The following is a 20,644-nucleotide window of genomic DNA, read 5'->3' as shown; positions in this document are numbered from 1 at the left end:
GAAGAGGTCATCGTGGCAGGTCTGCTCGGCGCAGGGGCTGGTCGGCAAGGGCGCCGCTCACGGTGTGGGTGGACCAGCTCACCGCGGCCAGGTAGACCTCCATCATGTCGTCGGCGTTGATGACGCCGCCGGCGGTCGGCTGCCCTTGTTCGTAGGCACGTACGGCGTGTAGAACGCGGCCGAGGTCTCCGGCTTCGGTGGTCAATGCGGCGACGACGTCATCGGCCAGGGGCAGCTCGGTGATCAGATCCGCGGGGTGTTCGGCGAGCAGGTCCGCGACACCGGACAGCAGTCCCACGGTGAAGGCCGCGCCACCGGACAGCCGGAGTCTCTCGGCGAGCAGTTGACACAGCCGGGCCCTGATCAGGGTGGTCATCACCTGATCCTCGGTGGCGTCGGTGAGGTCGCTGAACAGCATCAGCGTGACCCACTGCCGGATCGTCGCCGGTCCGAGCAGGGTGGCCGCCTGAGCCACCGAGGAAACTCGCGCGGCGAGACCGGAGGCCGCGGAGTTGGTGGCCCGCAGCAACCGGTAGGTGATCGCGGGGTCGCGGCTGATCAGCGACACCACCTCGTCGAAGTCCACCTCGTCGGCATTCAACGCGGCGATCAGCTGCAGCCGGGCGGCGCGTGTCGGCGACATCGACGCGGTCGACAGGACGTGCGGGCGCCCGAGGACGTGGCCTTGAAACAGGTCGAACCCCAGCTGCATGGCGTGCTGCAGCTGTTCCTCGGTCTCCAGCCGTTCGGCGACCAACTGGATGTGCGGGTATCGGCGGCACTGCTCGACCGTCTCCGTCACACCGGCCGGGTCGGCGTCGAGCATGTCCACCTTGACGTAGGTGGCCCAGTCGAGGAGGCGTTCGGCTCCGGCACCCCAGACGAAGTCGTCCAACGCGATGGTGAAACCTCGCTCGACCAGGGCCCGGGTCCCGTCGATGACCAGGTCGTCGACCTCGACGGTCTCCACGATCTCCAGAACGGCCTGGTCGGAATCGAACGGCACAGGCAGTTCGCCGGTCAGGAACTCGCGGGTGACGTTGACGAAGCAGGCCCTGGATCCGACCAGCTCGGCGAGACCGAACTCGGTGAAGGCCGCCACGATCACCTGGCTGGTGGCCTGCGCCGTGCTCCGCGAGGCGCTGCGCGCCGCAGCCGAGTCCCGGAACAGAAGCTCATAGGCGACCACGTCGCCGCTCCGGTCGTAGATCGGCTGCCGACCGACATGAATCCAGGAAGCCGGCTCGTCACTGTCGGCCGATGCGCGCATCACCCAGGCAGAATAGCCCTTAAAGGTATCAAAGTAGAGAAAATGGGCAAAGTTCAAACACCGTCACCCGGCCGAGTGCCGCACCGCTGGGCCGGCCAGGCGCGCCATCCGGATGCCCCCGGAGTTGTCTCGGCAATGTCAGCGTTCGCAAGTCAGGCCGCCGGACCTTCCTATAGTCCATGCCGTGAGCGCGCACGTGGTGGTCGCCGAGGACGACGTCCGGCAGGCCGAGGTGGTCCGGCGTTACCTCCGGGCGGCCGGCTACCGGGCGTCGGTCGTGCACGACGGCCGGAGCGCGATCGAGCTGGTGCTCCGGTCCCGGCCGGAGCTGCTGGTGCTCGATGTGATGATGCCGGGGCCGGACGGGATCGAGGTCTGCCGCGCGCTGCGCCGGGAGAGCAACGTACCGGTGCTGATGCTGACCGCCCGGCGCGACGAGGACGACCTGATCCTCGGGCTCGAGGCCGGCGCGGACGACTACCTGATGAAGCCGTACAACCCGCGTGAGCTGATGGCGCGGATCCGGACGATGCTGCGCCGCAACGACTGGGCGCCGGACGCCCCGCTGCGGGTGGGAGAGGTCGCTGTCGACGTACCCGGGCATCATGTGACCGTCGGTGGGCGCCGGGTCGACTGCACCCCCGGCGAGTTCGAGATCCTGGCCGCGATGGCCGCCGCCCCGGACCGGGTGTTCACCCGGGCGCAGCTGCTGGAGAGGACCCGGGGGTTCGAGGTCTCGGCGACCGACCGGACCGTCGACATGCATGTCGTGAAGCTGCGCCGCAAGATCGAGCCGGATCCGCGGCGGCCTTCGTACCTGCTGACCGTGTACGGCATCGGCTACAAGCTCACGGACGGGTCCCTGTGAGGTCCCCGAGCCTGGTGGGGCGCCTGCTGGCCATGTCTCTGCTGGTGGTGCTGTGTGCCGTGCTGGCCACCACGTGGCTGGTGGTGAACAGCACCACGGCCCAGCTGCGGCAGGAGCTGGGCCAGGGCATCGCGTACGACGCCCGGATCTATGAGGCAGTACTCGAGTACGCCGCCGAGCACCCTACGTGGTCCGGTGTGCAGCCGATGCTGGCCGAGCTGAGTGGGCTGACCGGCCGGCAGATCACGCTCACCGGTGAGGACGGCACCTTCCTGGCCAGTTCCGAGAGCAAGCGGCCAGACCTTCCGGCCCGGCGGTCGGCGCTGGTCACGCCTCTCCAGGTCGAGGGATTTCTCGCCTCCGACGAGTCGGACGCCAACGGTATCTACAACCGGGCGTTCGGGCCGTACCGCTTGACCGCCGCCGAGCACCGCATGCTGTCCGGCCGGCTTGTCCGCGCTGAGGAGTGCCTGGCCGAGCAGGGCATAGCCGCCGGGGCGGACACCTTCACCGCGGGCCGGCCGACGTTGGCGCCACTGTTCACGAGTGCCGACCTGGTCTCCGCGCAACTGGCCGACTGCTTTCGGAAGTCCGGCGCCGACGTGGTCACCGCCACCGAACGTGCGGCCCTGGCCGAGCTGACCGTGCTCACCAACGCGTGCCTGGTGGGAGCCGCAGCCGAGCCCGTGGTCACCGTACTGCCCGGCTTCGCCTGGAAGCCGGCCCGCCCAGCCCGCCTGGACCCCGGCCAGCCGCAGGAATGCATCATTCAGTCACGCCGGCGACAGCTCGCGCCGTACGTGGCCCCGCCCGCCTACCTCTATGTCGCCGGCCCGGACCGGGAAGCCGGCACGGTGTTCGACCTCTCCCGGGCCGGCACCGCGCGGGTCGCGACCGTGGCCGGGCTGGTCCTGGCCGTCGCATTCGCGGTCACGCTGCTGGTCGGCCTGCGGATCTCCCGGCCGCTGCGCGCGCTCACCCACGCCGTCGAGAGCGGTGCGAGCGACCTCCCGGTCCGGGGCCGCGACGAGATCGGCCGGCTCACGGCCGCCTTCAACGACCTCTCCGAGCGCCGGGAGACCGTCGAACGGCAACGACGCTCGATGATCAGTGACATCGCCCACGAGCTCGGCTCCCCCCTGACCAACATCCGCGCCTGGCTCCAGGCCGCCCGGGACGGCGTGGCCGAACCCGACCCGGAGCTGCTGGACCTGCTCGCCGACGAGGCCGAGCTGCTCCAGCACGTCATCGACGACCTCAGCGACCTGGCCGCCGCCGACGCCGGCCGGCTTCGCCTGCACCCCGAGCTGATCTACGTCAACGAACTGCTGGGTCAGGTCGCCGCCGCGCACACCGGCCGCACCGACGGCGTCACGATCGAGGTCGAGGCGGCGGGCGACCCGGAGGTCATGCTCGACCCGAACCGGATCCGGCAGGCCGTCGGCAACCTGCTCTCCAACGCTGTCCGGCACTCACCGCCGGGTGCCACCGTGACCGTCCGCTCCCGGCTCGACGGCGACCACCTGGTGATCGAGGTCGCCGACACCGGCCACGGCATCGCCGAACACGACCTGCCGTACGTCTTCGACCGCTTCTGGCGCGCCGACAAGTCGCGCACCCGGAGCACCGGCGGCAGCGGCCTGGGCCTGGCCATCGTCCGCAAACTCGCCGAGGCCCACGGCGGCACCGTCACCGCGACCAGCCGGCTCGGTCACGGCAGCACCTTCACCATGCGCCTGCCTACCTGACATCCCTTCATCCCCCACCGTGAGCGGCCCGGCCACTCGCGGCGATGACCCCTGCATTGGAGGCGGCCGATCGTGGCTGCGAAGACGAACCGCCTGCTGGCCCTGGACGGCCTGCGACTGCTGTGCGCTCTGGCGGTGGCCTTCCACCACCTCGGCATGGCGTGGTCGGTCGACGGCGTCCGGCCGACCACCGCGTACCTGCCGCAGGAAGTGAACTCGACGCTGATCTACGGCTTCCTCGGCGTCGAGATGTTCTTCATGATCAGCGGCTTCGTCATCTGCATGAGCGGCTGGGACCGGACCCCGCGCGACTTCCTCGCCTCCCGCGCCGCCCGGCTCTATCCCGCCTTCTGGGCCTGCGTCCTGATCACCGCGGCGGTCATGACCTTCCTGCCGCTCACCGACGGCATCCCCTCACCGCACGGCCTGACCGCCACCGACATCGCCGTCAACCTCACCATGCTCGCCAAACCGCTGAACGTGCCCTACGTCGACACCGTCTACTGGACCCTCTGGTACGAGCTGCGGTTCTACGCCCTGTTCGCCATCCTGGTCCTGATCGGCCCCACCCGCCGCCGGGTCATCGCCATCAGCGCCGGCTGGCTGGTCCTCTCCGTCCTCGTCCCGGCCGAGGCGCCGCTCGCCGAGCTGGTCATGCCCGACTTCGCCCCCTACTTCGTCGCGGGCATCACGATCTATCTTGTCCGCCGCCACGGCCCCGCCCTGCCGTTGTGGGCCCTGCTGGCCGCGGCTTGGGCGCTCAGCCTCTTCCGCGTACGCGAGCGCGTGCTCTTCGCGAACCCCGGCTTCCCGGTACCGGTCTGGCCCGCATGGCTGATCATCACCCTCGCGTACATCGCGCTGCTGGCCATCGCCCTGGGCGTCACCGACCGCTGGCGCCGGCGCTGGCTGGCCACGGCCGGCGCGATCTCCTACCCGCTCTATCTGCTGCATCCCCGCATCGGCTACACCATGATCCGGTACGCCTACGACCGCACCGACGTACCGGTGCCCGCCCTCATCATCGCCGCGGTAGCAATCCTGATCGTGGCCGCCTGGCTGGTCCACCGCCTGATCGAACGGCCGGCCGGCCCCGCCCTGCGCCGCTGGATCGCCACCGGCTCCGTCCGCCCGAGCCAACCGCAGACATCAGACGATCAGAGACCACAGCAGCGCGTCGCGTAGGCGAAAGTCCACCGAGGACTCAGGCGCGGATCTCCACGTCGTTGAACGACACCTGCGCGGGCGACGACCCTGTTGACTTGTTCAGCATGCCGAAAACCACGCGCCCGCTGGGGAACTGGGAATCCTTCCAGCTGCCGACCTCGGTGCCGTCGCGGCTGAACGACAGCTTGGGCCCGTCGGCGGTGATGGCGACGGCGATCGGCTCGCGCAGCCCCACCGGCTCGGCGAACGGGAACGACGCCAGCTCGGCCGTGTCGCTCACCCCGGTGGCACCATGGGTCATCAGCGTGTAGCCGTCGGCGCAGATCGCCAGCACGTAGCCGGCCTCCCGGTTCGCCGTGGCGTCGACCTTGTCGAAGCGGAGCCAGACGGCCGCGCACGCGCCCTTGGTGAGCAGCTTGGCCGTCACGGTGGCGGTGAAGTCGGTGAGCAGCCGCCGCGGCCCGGGGCACCTGTACGGTCCGGCCGACCGCTTCTCCACCACCAGCGCGCCGTCGAACTCACAGCTCGCCTTGTTCGCCGGATCCTGCACGACCCGCCAGTCCCGTTCGGAGGTCAGCGGGTCGGCGATGACGGTGTCGCCGTCCGGTGCGACCGACGGTCGCGCAGCCGAAACGCTCGGCGTGGCACTCGGCCCGGTCGCCTGGGGATTCTCGTCGTTGCCCCGATTCACCGGGATCAGCCCGGTCACGATGCCGACGAGCAAGGTCACCGCGATCACGGCGGTGCCCGCGAGGACCGCGGTGGCCGCCCCCCGGAATCTGCGCCGCGGGGCTGCCGCAGGCTCAGGGACCACCGGCGGCGCAATCACCACCGTCGGCTCTGCTCGCGCCGGGGCCTCCTCCGCGGCGGCTCGGCCCTGCAGGTTGAACCGGGTCGTCGGTGAGCCCGCCTCGCCCGGCGAGGGCAGCTGCATTGCGGCCGTACGCTCGCGGGCCTGCACGTCGTCGGCGGCACGCGCGTCGGCGACCGCCTCGCGCAGCGCGGGTTGCCGTTCCAGGACGGCGGCGGCGCCGCCGGCCCGGGACGGCCCGGTGTCCAGGAGCCGGTCGAGCAGCTCCCGCGCGGTGGGCCGATCGGCGGGGTCCTTGGCCAGTGCCTGTTCGACGAGGTCGCGCAGGGGTCCGGTGAGGCCTTCCAGGTCGGGTGGCATGGTCAGGATGCGCACCGCGACCATGTGCGGCATGTCGGCCGCGAACGGAGTGCGGCCGGTGCCGGCGTAGGCGATCACCGCGCCCCAGGCGAAGATGTCCGCGGCCGGGGTGAGGTTGCGGCCGGTGCTGGAGTCGAAGCGCTCCGGCGCCATGTAGGTCACGGTGCCGACCATCTGGTCGGTCCGGGTGTGGTTCACGGCTCCTTCGACGGCCCGCGCGATCCCGAAGTCGATGACCTTCGGGCTGCCGGGAGCGAGCAGCACGTTGCTGGGTTTGAGGTCGCGGTGGATCACGCCGGCGCCGTGGATCCCGGTGAGCGCCGTGGCCACCCCGATCGCCAGGCCGTGCAGGTTCGAGGAGGTCAGTGGCCCGTGTTCGGCGACGACCGCGGCGAGGCTGGGCCCCGCGACGTACTCGACGACCAGGTACGGCGGGGCGTGGTCGGGGTCGGCGTCGAGAACCTCGGCGGTGCAGAACGGCGGGACGTCCTGGGCCCGCTCCACCTCGGTGCGGAACCGCTGCCGGAACTGCGGGTCGTCGGCCAGATCAGACTTGATGATCTTGATGGCGACCCGGCGGCCCTCCGGCGTCGACGCCAGGTACACCGTACCCATGCCACCCTCACCGAGCCGGCCGATCAGCTCGTAGCGGCCCAGCTGCCGGGGGTCGCCGGGCAGCAGCGGCCGCCCGCCCGCCGGGCCCGCACCACCGGTCATGCTCTCGTCACCTGCGTCGCTTCCCCATCCGATCCGATGCCTGCCGGGCTGCGCAGTCGGGGCACCCACTGCGCCGGGGTCTCCTCGACCTGGTCCGCTCCAGTGCGGACGACGACGTGCGCGCCGTCCGGCCCGTCGCCGGGCCCGCCCGCGGCGGCCACCACGAGCGCGGCACCGGAGTCGCTGTCCGCCGGCTCGGCCCGCACAGCCACACCATGGCGGCGCAGCTCACGCAGGGCCGCCGCGACACTGCGGGAGACCCGCGGCCCCGCGTCGACGACCAGCTCGACCCCGTACGCCGACGCCAGCTCGGCCGCCGTCCGCAGGACGGCATTCGCCGACGCGTCGCCGGTGATCCGAGCGATGATCGCACATACCGGCGCCAGCGGTGGCCCGGCGAGCGTGATCACGGTCACCGGCGTCTCCTCGAGCACCGCGGGGGGCCGGGCTCCATCCCCGGTCACGACGACCAGGTCGGGTTCGCCCGTGCGCACCAGCTCGGCGAGCTCCGCCCCCGAGTCACCGGTGAACCGGGCCAGGACCGGCACCTCCAGACCTTCGGCCCGCACCTCGGCCGCCAGCCGGGTCAGCTCGCCCATCGCCTGGTTCATCTCCAGCAGGCCGCCGGTCAGCCCGCTGCCGATCTCCAGCGGCGCGGCCGGATACGGCACCAGCCGGGCCAGCACGAGCGTCGCCGGCCGGCGCGACCCGATCAGCGCGGCGGCCAGGCCGGCCACCGTCGCGGCCGCCGGCGCCGCCGCGGGTACCAGCACCAGGGCCCGATACCCGGCCGCACCGCCCAGCGCGGCGCGCTCGGCCTGGGCGATGTCGCGCTCCAGCACCCGCCGCGGGTAGATCAGGGCCAGCAACGGGCCCGCCATCACGGTGGTGACCAGCGCCATGACGACCATCATGGAGAAGATCTGCTGATCGATGATGGCCAGTTGCAGCCCGACGGAGAGGATGACGATCTCGGTCAGGCCCCGGGTGTTCATCAGCGTCGCCAGCGCCCCGGCCTGCCGGGCACCGACGCGGTTCAGCCGGGCACCGGCGTAGGCGCCGGCGAACTTGCCGCCGATGGCGACCACCAGGATCAACGCCAGCTCGAGCAGCGCGCCACCGCCGACCGTGGACAGATCGACCTGCAGCCCGGCGACCACGAAGAACACCGGCAGCAGCAGGAGCACGCTGACCTGCTCGAGGCGTTCGAGGATCTCGTGGCGCAACGCCTCACCGCCGGCCCGGGGCATCACCGCGCCGAACACGAACGCGCCGAAGATCGCGTGCAGCCCCATGATCTCGGTGAGGTAGCAGGAGACCAGCAGCCCGATCAGGATCACGGCGAGGACGTCGGGGGTCAACCGACCGGCCCGCTCCCGGGCCGCGGCCAGGCGCCGCAGCAACGGCCGGACCCAGCGGAACATGACGAACAGGTACGGGGCGACCGCGAGCACGTGCCAGGGCAGGCTGCCGTCAGCCGTGCCGACCGCCACCACCACGGCGAGCAGCGACCATGCGATCACGTCGTCCACGGCCGCGCTGGCCAGCGCGAGACCGCCCACCTCGGAACGGACCAGGCCCCGGTCCGCCACGATGCGGGCCAGGACGGGGAACGCGGTGACCGCCATCGCGGCGCCGATGAACAGGGCGAACGGCAGGACGTCGGTCACGCCGTGGCGATCGGCCAGCCACCACGCCAGCGCGGCCCCCAACCCGAGCGGGGCCAGGATGGAGCCGATCGAGACGCTCACCGCGATCCGCTGCCGCCCGCGGACCAGGGTCTGGTCCAGCTCGTAGCCGACGATGAACATGAACAGCACCAGGCCGACGTTGGCCAGCCCGGCCAGCGCGGGCCGGATGTCGACCGGGAAGAACCGGTCGCTGACCAGGGTGCCGAAGATGCTCGGGCCGATCAGGATCCCGGCGATGATCTCCCCGACCACCGGCGGCTGGCCGACCTTGCGAGCCAGGGCGCCCAGCGCGCGGGCCAGCACGATGATGACCGCCAGGCCGAGCAGCAGCTGACCCACCGCGTGCGAGGTCACGACCGGCCCCCATCGGTCCCCGGCAGGGCGTCGATCCGGTCGGCCACGGTGGCGGCGGCGGGCCGCTGTGCCGCCGGGCCGAGGCAGTCCCGCACCAGGGCGGCTATCGGGGCCGGCAGCGTGCCACTGACCCGGGGCGGGGTGGACAGGATCCGGCGCAGAGCCAGCAGACCGTCGAATTCCGGCAGGTCACCGTAGACGCCGGCACCACTGACCACCCGGTGCAGGAGGACGCCCAGCGACCACACGTCGGTCGCCGGGCCGGGGGGCCCGCCCAGCAACAGGGCGGGGTCGACGTACTCGATCGCGTCGAGGGCGCCCATCCCGGTGACCGTGACCCCTTCGGTGAAGACCTGCGAGAGGCCCAGGTCGGACAGCTTCCCGCCGTCCGGATGCAGCAACACGTTGCCGGGTTTGATGTCCCGGTGCGCGATGCCGGCGGCGTGCAATGCCCCGGCCGCCCGAGCCGCGGCGGCCAAGGCCCGCATGGCCTGCGCCGGGGAGTACGGCTCAGCAGGCTTGGCGAGTGAGCCGGCGGGCAGATACTCCATCGAGTAGAAGAAGGCGCCGTCCTGCTGCCCCGCGTCGATCGGGATGACCAGGTACGGCGAGCGGACCGCCGCGAACGCGGCCAGCTCCCGGGTGGCCCGGCGGAACGCCACATCGGTCGACTCCGCGTGCAGCACCTTGACGGCGACGAACTCGATGTCGAGCGGCAGCCGGCGGGGGCGCCGGGCCAGGAAGAAGTGCCCGTGGTTGCCCGAACCCAGGGGACGGATGAAGTCGTAGTCGGCGATGCCCTGCACCTGATCTGGTCCCTTCACGTCTACGGATTGCGGTGCGACTCGTAGCGGAACCAGCGCCGGCCCACGTCGACGCGGGCCCCCGGCGCGATCACCACGGGTACGCCGGGGGTGAGCTGTGCGGGCTCCGCCGTGCCGGGACGGTGCACAAAGGTGCCGTTCGCCGAGTGCAGGTCGACCAGCTCGACCCGCCAGCCCGCCAGCCGTACCCGGACATGCCGGCGGGAGACCCCGCTGACCGGGCCGGAGACCCGCAGGGGCCGGGCCCGGGCCGCGACGACGTCCGGGTCGCCGTCGGGTTCGCGGCCCACCACGTAGTCGCTGTCCAGGCGCAGGGTGCTGCCGTCGTCGAGCAACAGCACACCCAGCGGCGGGCGGGGCCCGAGCCGGGTCACCTGGGTCAGCTGGGCCATCGAGATGCCGCAGATCTGGCAGTACCGCTGATCCGGATCGTTGAAGTGGCCGTCGCGGCAGTACACCCCCTCGATGAGGGGGTTCGTCGCGGCCTCGTCGGCGGGTGGCTGGGGCGGCGGGCTGGGCGCCGGGGCGTACCCGGGCAGCACGATGACCGCCTCGAAGGGTGCCGCCCGGTCGAATCGGCGAGCCGGCGTCGACGGGGCGCCGAGCTGGGCGACGAGCCCCGCCCCGCGGACCACGCCGGCGTCGAGGGCGGTCCGCGGATCCGGCGCGCCGCTGCCCGGCAGGCTGAGCCGTACCGTCCGCAGTGGACCTTCGATGGTCCGGTGCGTCAGCGCCGGTCCGTGCAGGTGGACGCGACCGTGCCCGCCGTCGGTTTCGGCGGCCGCGGCGCCGCGGACCAGGATCGCGGGCGTGCCGCCGAACGCGGCCACGGCACACGCGACGCCGTCGGAGTCGAGCTGCCCGGCGAGACGGGCGATCAGGGCGGCCCCGTCGCCGCCGTCGTCGGTGGCGGCCCGGCGCACCAGCGCGACCAGTTCGTCGGTCTCCGCACCGCCGTCCGCGCAGACGGCGAGCAGATCACCGGCACGCACCACGAGCCCGGCACCGGGCAGGGGCTGTACACGCATGCTCATACCAGCCTCCCGCCGCGGAAGCGCCACCGCAGGAACGGCACCCGCATCGGCCCGTTGGCGACCAGCCAGACAACCACCCAGACCACGGCGAAGTGCGTGGCGAAGGCCCATCCGGGTGGCACGGTGTCGATCAGCGGGACCGCGCCGGCGCGCAGGAGCCACCAGAGCAACACCCCTTCGGGTACGCCGGTGAGCAGCCCGAACATTGACGGCCAGTCCTTCTCCCAGCGGAACTGCATGAGCAGGTGGTACAGCGCTTCCCAGGCGATGCCGAGCACGGCCACCGCGGCCAGCACGACGAACGCCACGCGGTACCGCTCCGACAGCGGTCCCGGCACCGGCAACAGCGGGATCAGCACCAGGGTGACCAGCGAGCCGACCAGCGCCAGCAGGAACAGCCGGGTCTGGATGCGGCCGATCAGGATCGGGACCATTGCGCACTCCCCTGCACCGGGCGGCCGAGACTCCAGCGGATCCACTGCGCGGTCGACCGCACCGGGCCGAGCCGCTTGCACCAGCCACGGCGGGCCAGGTCGTCGGTGATCTCCTGGGCGGCCACCTGCAACCCGAGGAAGGTGTCCACGCCGGGGAAGTAGCCGCCGAGCGTGGCGGTGCCGGAGGCGTAGACCGCCCCGTCACCGTTGGCCGTGCCTTTGACCTCGAAGGTCCGCTCCACATCGAGCCGGCCGAGCGGGTTGCGCCCGGCGCCGCCGTGGGTGAGCAGGTCGTCGAGGACCCGGTGCTCCGCGATGTCGGCCTCCAGCCCGGTGCAGTCGATGATGTAGTCGGACTGGATGTTCTTCAGGCCGTCCTCGCGCCGTACGACGCTCAGCACGGTGCCCTCCGGGCCCGGCCGGACCTCTTCCACGGTGCCCTGGAAGGCGCGGTACCAGCCGGCGTCGCGGCCGGCCCGCATCTGCTGCTGCCAGCGGCGCCGTTTCGGCGTGTTGGTGCCGCCCATCCGGCGGTATTCGGCGGCCCGCTCGTCGCCCTCGAGCCGGCGCATCTTGGCCTTGAGCTGCCCGCCCCACACCGACTTCGGATAGTTGAAGCCCTGGTAGGCGAAGCCGTGGCCGCCCCGGCGCCGGGACCACAGGTGCGGGCCGTGCGCGCCGGCCACGAACGTGCGGAAGATGTGCACGATCTCGGTCTGCAGCCCGTGCCGTTCCCGGTCGTCCATCAGCCGCTGCAGCACCCGGGACGCGACGATCCCGCCACCCCGCACGATCACCGTGCCGGGCGAGGTCTTGAGGAATTCGTAGACGTGCTCGTGCGGCTCGTACGCGTTGACCACGTGGTGGAAGTCGCGGTACTTCTCGCGGAAGGCCTGCAGGTCGGGCAGGAACCGCAGCCCGGGATAGCCGACCGCGAGGTGCACGAACTGGGACCGGTACGCGATCCGCTTGGTCGCGCTCCTGCCCGCCGGCGGGGTCAGGATCGTGAAGTAGCCGCCGCCGACCCGGCGACGCACCATCCGGACCACACCCTTGACCAGCATCTCCGGGTAGGCGATCCGCGCCGCCTCACGCTCCAGGCTGGCGAAGACGGCCCCGGCCCGCGGGGTCCAGTAGTCGGCGAAGATCGGCTCCCCGAGCACGTGCACCAGCGGCCGCAGCGTCCGGTCCCGCCACGCCTCGGCCAGCGCGTACGACGGAAAGCCCCAGATGTTGTCCGGCCGCGACGAGGAGTCCGAGCGGATCCGCTCCGGCGTAGGAATCTGCGACACCCTGGTTAAATACTGGTACGTCTGCCACGGATGGTCGATGTTCGACAGCACCGCGATCCGGTCCGTCGGCACCCCGGCAATGCGCAGATAGTCGACAGTGACGAAGGAGCCGATGCCGCCGCCGACGCTGACGAACGGGATGTCGCGGACCTCGATGCCGGACTCCTCGACCATCGCGTCGGACCACTGCGACTCCCCCAGCAGCCTGGGCGTCAAGTCCCCCGGCGCAGCGTGCTGTTGCAAATCCATCCTGTGTCCCCCGTTGTGCCGGGCAAATCATCACGCCCGATGTCCCCATACGGGTACCACACGCTGACAACGCGGCCACGCCATCCGAACCTTGCAGGGACTGCCGCGCGGCGCCCACACCACAGCGCTGCCGGGCCGGTCGCACATGCAGATTGTCGGTCAGGCTCCCCCACCGCGGGTCCTCGTCAAACACCACGCGGATGAAGCCCAGCGGCTCGGCGTCGGCCTCGGCGAGCGGCGTCATGCTGTCCCTGCCACCAGTCAGGCGAGCCACCCTGTAATCCGAACCAACCAATTCGCAACGGACCGGCAATGGCCCAGCTCGAATTCTCCTTCGCTAAGCGCAGCACCAGCGCCCGGACCGCCGCCTGCACCGGCGGGCGACCCGGCCGGCGTTGCGGGTAGGTCCGTCTCCGGACGTTCAAGTGCGGTGCCAGCGCAGCCCGCTACGGCCGCATCCACCAGGGCCTATCTGTATTCGTCGAGCTCGTCCAGCCTCAGCGCGCCGGCGTTGGGGTCGGCGACATAGCTGGGCATGTCCGCGTCGAGGACGAACGACACGGTATCCAACAGCTCGCTGAGGCGTGGCTTGCGCTTCCGCTCAGCGAGGTACTCATGCGTCACTTCCCTGAACGCCTCGAGCAGGCGACTGGTCATGTCGTCATCCGCGATCGCGGCCTGAGGCCGCCGAACGCCTCCGGCGAAGTGGGCGACGAGCCGTCGCGGAACACCGGATCCAGGGATTTCCTGGACGAGCTGCGGCGCACTTTGGAGCGCGCCGGCGATCGCCGCCAGCAGGGTTCGATGGTGGGCGCCGCGCAACGCCGCTGGGTGCCCATCAGCGCCATCTCAGCGAGCACCCGGCGGATCGCTTCGAGTTGATCTATAACGCGCCTGCGGAGCAAGATCATCCGCTTGTCGCTGACCGGGTCATGCTAGCGATTCATCACCTTCCACTTCCCCTCCTTCAACTCGATCCTGATGTTCTCTGCTCCAGGTACCGGGCCTGCTCCAAGGTAAGTCCCGTTACTCGCGGGCGCAGCCTAACGCCACCGATCAAACGACGAGGCCTACAACCGGTGCCGATACGCCCTAGGAACACGCCCTTCGCCAAACAAAGATCAACCGTGCAACGCCTACCTCCGCGAACGTGACCTCGCCACACCCCTGGACCACGCCCTCGCATCCGCGTTCACGCCGAACCGCATCGAGACACGATCCTCCGTCTGACCGACAGCCCGCAGCCGCCGCCCAGCGACGACAACACCACCCATGGCCGCCATCAGACTTGCCGCCTGTAACAAGAAGCTCGCCAGCTACCGCGCCGCCCTCGACGCGGCGCCGCTTCCGCCGGGATCACACAGACCATGAACGAACGCCAACGCATCGAGGGTCTGCCCGCCGCCACACCCCAGCCGGAATCCCGACCGCGACTATACCGAGACCAAATCACAGCCATCGCCAGCAATCGGCGAGATCACCACCGTCCTGGCCGAAGCAAACCCCCACCGACCGCGACCGAGCTCTACCGACGACTCGGGCTCAAACTCACCTACCACCCAGATCAAAAAGTGCGCGTACAGGCACAGTCCGACGCGGGCCCGTATGGGAAATGGTTCGTGTCCGAGGCCCAACAATCAGGTTATACACACAATGGTCATTTCCGTACACCTAAGCCTGGCTTCCCGATGGCAAGATCAGCAACAAGTGCTCACTCTCGCGAATCCGCCCTCGCGCATGTGAAGGCGGAAGCCAGTGAATCAGCCAAGACATCCTCCCATATACTTCTGCGTGCAAACCGACGCGCCGACCGCCATTCAACGACCTCATCACGCCCGTGACCGGCAGCTACCGAACATGCAATGACTCGGTCGGGGGGCTGACGGCACCTTCGAGATCCAGCAGTGTCTCGATCAGTTCGGCCGGCAAGTCGCTTGCGTCGGTGGCCCTAGCAATCGACAGGGGTGTAAGTTCCTTGTATCCAGCGGGAACGAGCCATTCGTTCAGCCGGGCAAGGACCAGTGCAGGCGAAACGATGGCAAGACGATCCATTAGCATATCGGCAGTCCGGCCACCAGCGATGGACAATCCCTCGGATTCGTCAGAGTTTCCGTCTCCGAATTTCACGCGATGCGCCTGAATCCGTTCATTACCCTCGGGAAACACGTCATTCACGGCATCGGCGAGACGATATGCCATGACGTCAACATCAGCACCGGATGCCCGGCTGAGGATCGGCCCCTGCAACAAGCAGTTCAACAATTCCCGCCAAGGCGAGACCTTCGCGTATACACCCGCCGCCGACAGTTCGGCAGCGACCTTGTTGTTGAAGGCAGGCGGCCGGCAATCTGAATTCAAAATACATGCAAAGGTTTCGACGTCGGTCAGAACATCCTTAGCCATCCAGACCAGGGGCGCACTACCGGCCCAATCAGAAAAAGACCTGATTGGAATAAGAGACACGTTATCTTCTGCCCAGATAGACCTAGCACCGACCGAGCGCGCCAGCGTTCTGATGATCCGGACGTCGTCCGCCTCTGCTGCAATTACCATTTTGCTGCGGGTCGCTCTGACCAGCGCCAAATTGTAGTTCGTTCCCAAGCCATCGGCAACCCCAGCAAGCTTCGACGGTGCAGTCACACGCTTTCCAGTGCGTTTTCCGCGATCGATCCAGACCACCGAAGAGGGAGGTGACTCCGTTATGACCTCGGACGAATGGGTGGCCAAGATAATCTGAGCATCGCAGTCATCGAGCAAACGGACCAGCCGCCGTTGCAAGTCCGGGTGCAGGTAAACCTCGGGCTCATCCAGAACGATGGTCGGCGAACCCTTTGTCCGGTATATGTGCCACACCAGCTGAAGCCAGATCTGAACTCCATCACCGGCCCAGGCGAGTTCCTTCGGAATGCGGCTGGCCCGCTCGCCATAGAAGACGCCGAGGCGATCAGCCGACGTGTCCAAGATGACCTCGCTTAAGAAAATTTCTGGCAGCCATGGCTCAGCGAAATCAATGAACTCCTGCAACCCACCGTTCTGCTTCATTAAGTAGAGGTGGTTGCGGAAATGTCGGCTGGCCAATCGTGTACTAACCATACTGTTGATGTACTTGGCGTTCTTTAAATCTTCCACCTGATCTAGTGGCGTCAGTACCGGGATTATGGTTATCGGCGAGAACAGCTTCGCAACAGCGGTGGCTTTCGGCTGGCCGCCATCCGCTTGCTCGAGCCAGAAAAAACCTTGTTGCATGCCATAGTCATCGCCTTCCGGCCACACCATATGAAGTCGCGCACCCGAGGACCAGACTACCGTTGCCCGCGCGCTCTCGCGAGAGAACTCGTGATGCACCGGATCGGTATCCGAGTCGGAAGCCTGAAAAGCATATGCATTTACACTCATTCCGCCATCAACGACACGCATGTTCGGCGTCTTGCGCTGAGCGATCCGCGTGCATTTATCAGCCAGGGCAAGCGCCTCGGCAATAGTCGACTTCCCAGCGCTGTTCGCACCGACCAAGACGGCACCAGAGGCAAACTCGACTTGAAACTTTCTGAATCCCCGGTACCGGAGGAATTCAACTCTCGATATCACCGAACACCTCAACTCACCCACAGCAATATCCGGGAACAGACCGGGTAGCCAGAAGATCTGGGTAGATCCGGCATCTGTTAATTAGTCTTCTACAGCAAGTTCGGATGGCATCCAGTCGAATCGCGGAAGGTCCTGACCGGCCAATGTCAAGCGACGCATGCTGCCATCTTCGCCCAAAAATGGAAGACCGGGCGACAGGTCATCCCGGTGAATCCGGTGCCTCGCGTTCTCCCAGCGCGTCGAACTGGTCGAATCCACAGGGGCACTGCTCAGCAACGAGACAGTACCAGCCGTGGCTATTGCGCACGCTCTATTGTTGGTATCAAGACCGACGGTCACCAGTCGCCAAGCGTCGTCCAGCGTCGCCACTTCGTGCTCATGACGACTAAGGTACACCGTAAGACGGCCACGGCGGGTTGTGGACTTCACCTCAAGATGCCACGTCCGGGAGCGGTGGGAGAACTGGATGTCATAGCCAAAACTGTCGTCGAATAGAGCAACATGGTCAACAGAACCAGGCCACTGCTCTTCAAGGATTGCGGCAAGCGCCCGCTCGCCCGCTGCACCAACGCGCGCTCTCTCCTTATAGTTGACTTTACGGCGAACGCGCAGGATCGCCATCGCAGCCTGTGCACTCGTTACGCCTGCGACCTCTGCGAGCCGGACTGCTTCCGACGGCAGATCGGCGGCGTCGGATATCAATTCATCGCCCGTCAGCAACCATGTCGGTGGCGAGTTCTCCAGCACTTCCGCGAAAAACTGCTGACCTAAGTAGTCCGTCCCGGCTCTGAGTGCCGTCGGGCTCAGCATCAGTCCGTGCGTAGTATCAATCAGCAGCGAGGTGGCCTTGAGCCATTCCACAGCCGAGGCATACTGGGTCTGAGTTAGATCGGCATAGGACGGCTCTGCCATAATCAGCGCAACCGCTTGGTCGAATGATGACCTAGTCATGAGATCAAGCCATCGCATAGCGGCACGCATCGTACCCTCAGGAGGTAGCACGGCCCAGATACTCAATCAGTTCACGAATATCGGCATTATCCATGCCGCCAGAAATAGTAGGTTCCTCCTCAAGGTCCCCTAGTTGCACCACCTCGGGATCATCCAGCACCTTGCCCATAAAATCCAGCTTTACCTTAAGGCGCCGCTCGACCATCTCGTCAATGGTTTCGTTCGCGACCAGAACTCGTACACGAGTAACGGTGCCAGGGTCCAGTCCGAGGCGATGGATACGATCGACGCTCTGGAGGAATCGCCCGGCAGCAAAATCACGGTCGATATAGATCATTTCATGACATACCTGATGCAGGCTTACGCCTTCACCTAATGTTGCCGGGTTCGATAGAAGAACCATGCAACTATCGTCGGAGCGAAACTTCTTAAGTTGCTCGTCACGATCTGTCGTGCCGCCGTGAATTAGTGCTGGATTGTAGGCTGACAACAAATGGGAAAGCGAGGTTAAGCTTCGGACGAACGTTGACCAAACCAGTGTCTTACGGCCATTATGAGCGTTATCAGAAATGATCTTCAGTGCCCGCACATATTTTGGCGCAAGCTCGTAATCGGGAAGGTCGCGCATGAGATCAGCCAACGATGAACCTGCGGACGGCTCAAGTGGGGGAAGCCGATAAGGCAACGGCTCGTATCTGCTTGATCCAACAGCGAGCAAGGCAGGTGTTGTCGCGGCCATTAAGAGGTAGAGCATCACTTTACCCAAAGCTTCGAGATCTTGTGCGCCACTCATCACTCGAGCCGACATCTGACCGATCAAGGAATTGTAAATCTCGCGATGCAACGGTGTCAGGTCTACTCTTTCCACCGTGCTGTGAACTGGCGGAAGTTCCAGCTCCGCCTTCGTGGTGCGTACGAACAGGGGCCGAAGTAGGCGGCTGGCGTTCCGCAGGTCGTTACCCGCGACAGCTCTGGAAACAGCGAGCCGGCCCTGGCCAGGCCAAACGAACGACATCAAGTTTTCGAGGTCCTGTGAACCGTTCGGTGCGGGAGTACCGGTCAGGATCAGACGGCCCGAAGAATACGGTCCCAGCGTGAGGCAAGCAGCGCCCCAAGCACCCGCCGCACCCAGTTTCGTACGATGCGCCTCGTCAAGGACAAGTAGAGTCGGCTGCCTGCGCAGCCATTCAATAAGCGCAGACTTAGCAGCGGGAAGCCGCTCGTAATTGATAATGACGATGTCGGCAACGGGAGGCTGTGCCGAGTTCATTACCGCGAGGTATGGAACATTTTCCGCTTGATAGCATTCGCGAATTTCGTTCTGCCAGCTCTCAAATGCCGACTTCGGGCATACGACCAACATTTTCTTGACTGTGCCGCGATCCCGGCGTGCCTGGAAAGTTGCCAGGGCAACTCTGGTTTTTCCGGCACCAGGGACACTGAAGTCTGCTCCATGAGACAGGCTGATCAGCTTGGACAAATTGCGTATTTGCAGGCTGTTCAAGCTTCCCTTCCAACCACCTTGGAGGGCTGGATGTCCGGACGGGGAAGTGGTATCAGCACCGTCGAGCCTGGTGGCCATGACAGCGGCGTCGGAGGCGTTCTGCTCGACGAGCGTAAGCAGCTCGGGCTGCCATGTGACATTCGCGTGGTCTTCCTGCGGCCACTGTGCTAGTTCATTCAAATTTACAAGCAGCTCTTCAATATCAACGTCGAAGGTTAAGGCGTTGACACTTTGAGCGCTGGGAAGCCGCCCCCGCAGTGTTTGCAGCGATCGAACGTACTGCTCGTCACACCTGACTTCAGCGCGGCCGACGACGGTGGAAAACCTGATGCTGAGCATCATGCATCCGTATCAGCGAGCCGGGCCGCCGTACGCAGCCAGGCAAGACCCGGGCGATCAGCTCCTGTGTCTACGCTACGAGAAACAAGCTGAGCGAGCTTGGCAAGGCTCTCCTGGACTTTGATTAGGGCCTCATCAAGGTCATCGGCGTTAAAATTGCCAGTAGCCCGGGCGTCTGCGACAGAGCCGGTCGCGGCATCCACACTGTCGGCGACGTCAGACAGGCGCTCAACCGGAGCGAATCGCCGCTTCTTGATCCTGCTGTTCTTGCCCGCCTTGTCCAAGGCGGAATCCATGGCGGCGTCCACCTTCTTCAGCACATCGCTCGCCTGCGTTATTTCGGCGGGAGTTGCGGCCGAAGGTGATTGCTCGAGAGCCCTCGCCTTGAGAACCGAGGTCGCAAAGTCCCGCAAAACCTGGAGTTCGTCACTGGCCGGCGCGGTCTTAATTGAGGTGCCCGGGATGGTTGACGGCGGAACCGGAGGCTTCGGGACCTGGACCGGGATCACGTTCTTAAGATACTTCGTAGCGAAATCGGCCTCGATCAGCCGAAGGTCCGTCTTCGACTTGTCCAGAACCATGGCGACGAGACGTTGCTCCTTGACCAGCTCAGCTTCGTCACTAGACTTCGCCTTCAGCTTGTTCCAGGCGTTGTACAACTCCTCGAGCTGTCCTTGGTCGGCCTCGAAGTCGATAAGACGGAGTGAAACTTCTGCCCCATCGCCAAGCCTTTGCCGACTTCGTTCAATAGCTTCCCGCACAAAACCGAGAATCCAAATATTGCGCTCGAATGTAGCCGGGCGCATGCGGAAGGCGCGCTGAATCTTGGACGGCTCCTGCCCCGCCGCAACACGTTCGTCCAGCGCCAGCAGAAGATTCATGAACGAATAGTCCCGCCGATGATCCTTTCGAAGCTGGAGTGCCAGCTCGACGTTCTGGATATCTTCAATTCCGGTGTCCGATGGAAGCACCGCGACACGAATATGTTCAGCACCGAGCGTCTTCAGCGCCGCACGCCGCGTATTGCCATTGATAAGAACACCCGAGCGAGTGATGATGCCCGGCTCGTTCTGCCCGTGCTCACGCAGATCTTCCTTCAAAGCCTCGAAGCTCGGGTCGACCTTACCAGGATTAGCTGGGCTGCCCATCAAAAGGTCATGTAGATATTTTTGAGCCACGACGCCATATGGCTCAGCGTCGAGAGCGGTGTCCCTCTCGGGATCCGTGGCACGCTGCGCGCGAATCCGATGGGTGTTGGGATTGTACGCCAGTGCATCGATAGGCATTTGAATAACCGGCAGCGAGGCCGGACGGCCGCGGAACTCGATTGTGAGCGTTTCCTGCAAGCTGCCCTTGTCGAGAGCTTCGAGTCGTTGCTCAACAACTTTTTGCACGTCGGCGGCATTCGCCGGAGCAGGCAGGCTCATCGGTATTCCTCTATAA

15 protein-coding genes are annotated in these 20,644 nt (G+C 66.8%); 3 read left to right on the top strand and 12 right to left on the bottom strand.

The window, feature by feature from the left end; all coding sequences use genetic code 11:
* Nucleotides 1-7: 7 nt before the first annotated feature.
* Entirely contained in the window at nucleotides 8-1,327 is a 1,320-nt protein-coding gene (locus ACWEOZ_RS10890) for an EAL and HDOD domain-containing protein (RefSeq protein ID WP_451910532.1), read from the bottom strand.
* Between the two features lie 127 nt (nucleotides 1,328-1,454).
* Between ACWEOZ_RS10890 and ACWEOZ_RS10885 the strand changes: the two genes are divergently transcribed.
* From ACWEOZ_RS10885 to ACWEOZ_RS10875, 3 genes are all read left to right on the top strand, one after another.
* Entirely contained in the window at nucleotides 1,455-2,138 is a 684-nt protein-coding gene (locus tag ACWEOZ_RS10885) for a response regulator (RefSeq protein WP_451910531.1), read from the top strand.
* The gene (locus ACWEOZ_RS10880; protein WP_451910530.1) at nucleotides 2,135-3,886 is read left to right on the top strand and encodes a sensor histidine kinase; all 1,752 of its coding nucleotides are present in this window, start codon (nucleotides 2,135-2,137) and stop codon (nucleotides 3,884-3,886) included. Before ACWEOZ_RS10885 ends, ACWEOZ_RS10880 begins: the two co-directional genes overlap by 4 nt.
* Nucleotides 3,887-3,958: 72 nt before the next feature.
* On the top strand, nucleotides 3,959-5,071 hold the full coding sequence (locus tag ACWEOZ_RS10875; RefSeq protein ID WP_451910529.1) for an acyltransferase family protein: 1,113 nt from the start codon (nucleotides 3,959-3,961) through the stop codon (nucleotides 5,069-5,071).
* Between the two features lie 19 nt (nucleotides 5,072-5,090).
* Here ACWEOZ_RS10875 and ACWEOZ_RS10870 read toward each other — a convergent pair whose 3' ends face one another.
* From ACWEOZ_RS10870 to ACWEOZ_RS10820, 11 genes are all read right to left on the bottom strand, one after another.
* Complete coding sequence (locus ACWEOZ_RS10870; RefSeq protein WP_451910528.1) at nucleotides 5,091-6,941, bottom strand: serine/threonine protein kinase; 1,851 nt, start codon at nucleotides 6,939-6,941, stop codon at nucleotides 5,091-5,093.
* Nucleotides 6,938-8,986 (bottom strand): cation:proton antiporter, encoded by a 2,049-nt coding sequence (locus ACWEOZ_RS10865; protein ID WP_451910527.1) that lies wholly within the window; start codon nucleotides 8,984-8,986, stop codon nucleotides 6,938-6,940. The genes ACWEOZ_RS10870 and ACWEOZ_RS10865 overlap by 4 nt, the downstream gene beginning before the upstream one ends.
* Nucleotides 8,983-9,810 carry a protein kinase domain-containing protein gene (locus tag ACWEOZ_RS10860; RefSeq protein ID WP_451910526.1) on the bottom strand — a complete coding sequence of 276 codons (828 nt, stop codon included), beginning with the start codon at nucleotides 9,808-9,810 and terminating at the stop codon, nucleotides 8,983-8,985. Before ACWEOZ_RS10860 ends, ACWEOZ_RS10865 begins: the two co-directional genes overlap by 4 nt.
* A gap of 2 nt (nucleotides 9,811-9,812) precedes the next feature.
* On the bottom strand, nucleotides 9,813-10,844 hold the full coding sequence (locus ACWEOZ_RS10855) for an FHA domain-containing protein (protein WP_451910525.1): 1,032 nt from the start codon (nucleotides 10,842-10,844) through the stop codon (nucleotides 9,813-9,815).
* Nucleotides 10,841-11,278, bottom strand: coding sequence for a hypothetical protein (locus ACWEOZ_RS10850; RefSeq protein WP_451910524.1), 438 nt, complete (start codon nucleotides 11,276-11,278; stop codon nucleotides 10,841-10,843). Before ACWEOZ_RS10850 ends, ACWEOZ_RS10855 begins: the two co-directional genes overlap by 4 nt.
* A complete protein-coding gene (locus ACWEOZ_RS10845; RefSeq protein WP_451910523.1) occupies nucleotides 11,263-12,819 on the bottom strand; it encodes a hypothetical protein in 1,557 nt (518 codons plus the stop codon). The genes ACWEOZ_RS10850 and ACWEOZ_RS10845 overlap by 16 nt, the downstream gene beginning before the upstream one ends.
* A 468-nt stretch (nucleotides 12,820-13,287) precedes the next feature.
* Entirely contained in the window at nucleotides 13,288-13,641 is a 354-nt protein-coding gene (locus ACWEOZ_RS10840; RefSeq protein ID WP_451910522.1) for a hypothetical protein, read from the bottom strand.
* Between the two features lie 1,026 nt (nucleotides 13,642-14,667).
* The gene (locus ACWEOZ_RS10835) at nucleotides 14,668-16,407 is read right to left on the bottom strand and encodes an ATP-dependent nuclease (RefSeq protein WP_451910521.1); all 1,740 of its coding nucleotides are present in this window, start codon (nucleotides 16,405-16,407) and stop codon (nucleotides 14,668-14,670) included.
* An 81-nt stretch (nucleotides 16,408-16,488) separates the two neighbouring features.
* Complete coding sequence (locus ACWEOZ_RS10830) at nucleotides 16,489-17,376, bottom strand: protein NO VEIN domain-containing protein (protein ID WP_451910520.1); 888 nt, start codon at nucleotides 17,374-17,376, stop codon at nucleotides 16,489-16,491.
* Between the two features lie 19 nt (nucleotides 17,377-17,395).
* Entirely contained in the window at nucleotides 17,396-19,201 is a 1,806-nt protein-coding gene (locus tag ACWEOZ_RS10825; protein WP_451910519.1) for a DEAD/DEAH box helicase, read from the bottom strand.
* On the bottom strand, nucleotides 19,201-20,628 hold the full coding sequence (locus ACWEOZ_RS10820; protein WP_451910518.1) for a hypothetical protein: 1,428 nt from the start codon (nucleotides 20,626-20,628) through the stop codon (nucleotides 19,201-19,203). The genes ACWEOZ_RS10825 and ACWEOZ_RS10820 overlap by 1 nt, the downstream gene beginning before the upstream one ends.
* Nucleotides 20,629-20,644: the final 16 nt, after the last annotated feature.

Source organism: Actinoplanes sp. NPDC004185, from assembly GCF_053603475.1.
This window is presented reverse-complemented; position numbering and strand designations above follow the sequence as displayed.

Coding starts and splice junctions, on each gene's coding strand:
- ACWEOZ_RS10870 (WP_451910528.1), bottom strand. CDS start 6,941: ATGACCGGTGGTGCGGGCCCGGCGGGCGGGCGGCCGCTGCTGCCCGGC.
- ACWEOZ_RS10855 (WP_451910525.1), bottom strand. CDS start 10,844: ATGAGCATGCGTGTACAGCCCCTGCCCGGTGCCGGGCTCGTGGTGCGT.
- ACWEOZ_RS10850 (WP_451910524.1), bottom strand. CDS start 11,278: ATGGTCCCGATCCTGATCGGCCGCATCCAGACCCGGCTGTTCCTGCTG.
- ACWEOZ_RS10845 (WP_451910523.1), bottom strand. CDS start 12,819: ATGGATTTGCAACAGCACGCTGCGCCGGGGGACTTGACGCCCAGGCTG.
- ACWEOZ_RS10830 (WP_451910520.1), bottom strand. CDS start 17,376: ATGCGATGGCTTGATCTCATGACTAGGTCATCATTCGACCAAGCGGTT.
- ACWEOZ_RS10825 (WP_451910519.1), bottom strand. CDS start 19,201: ATGCTCAGCATCAGGTTTTCCACCGTCGTCGGCCGCGCTGAAGTCAGG.
- ACWEOZ_RS10820 (WP_451910518.1), bottom strand. CDS start 20,628: ATGAGCCTGCCTGCTCCGGCGAATGCCGCCGACGTGCAAAAAGTTGTT.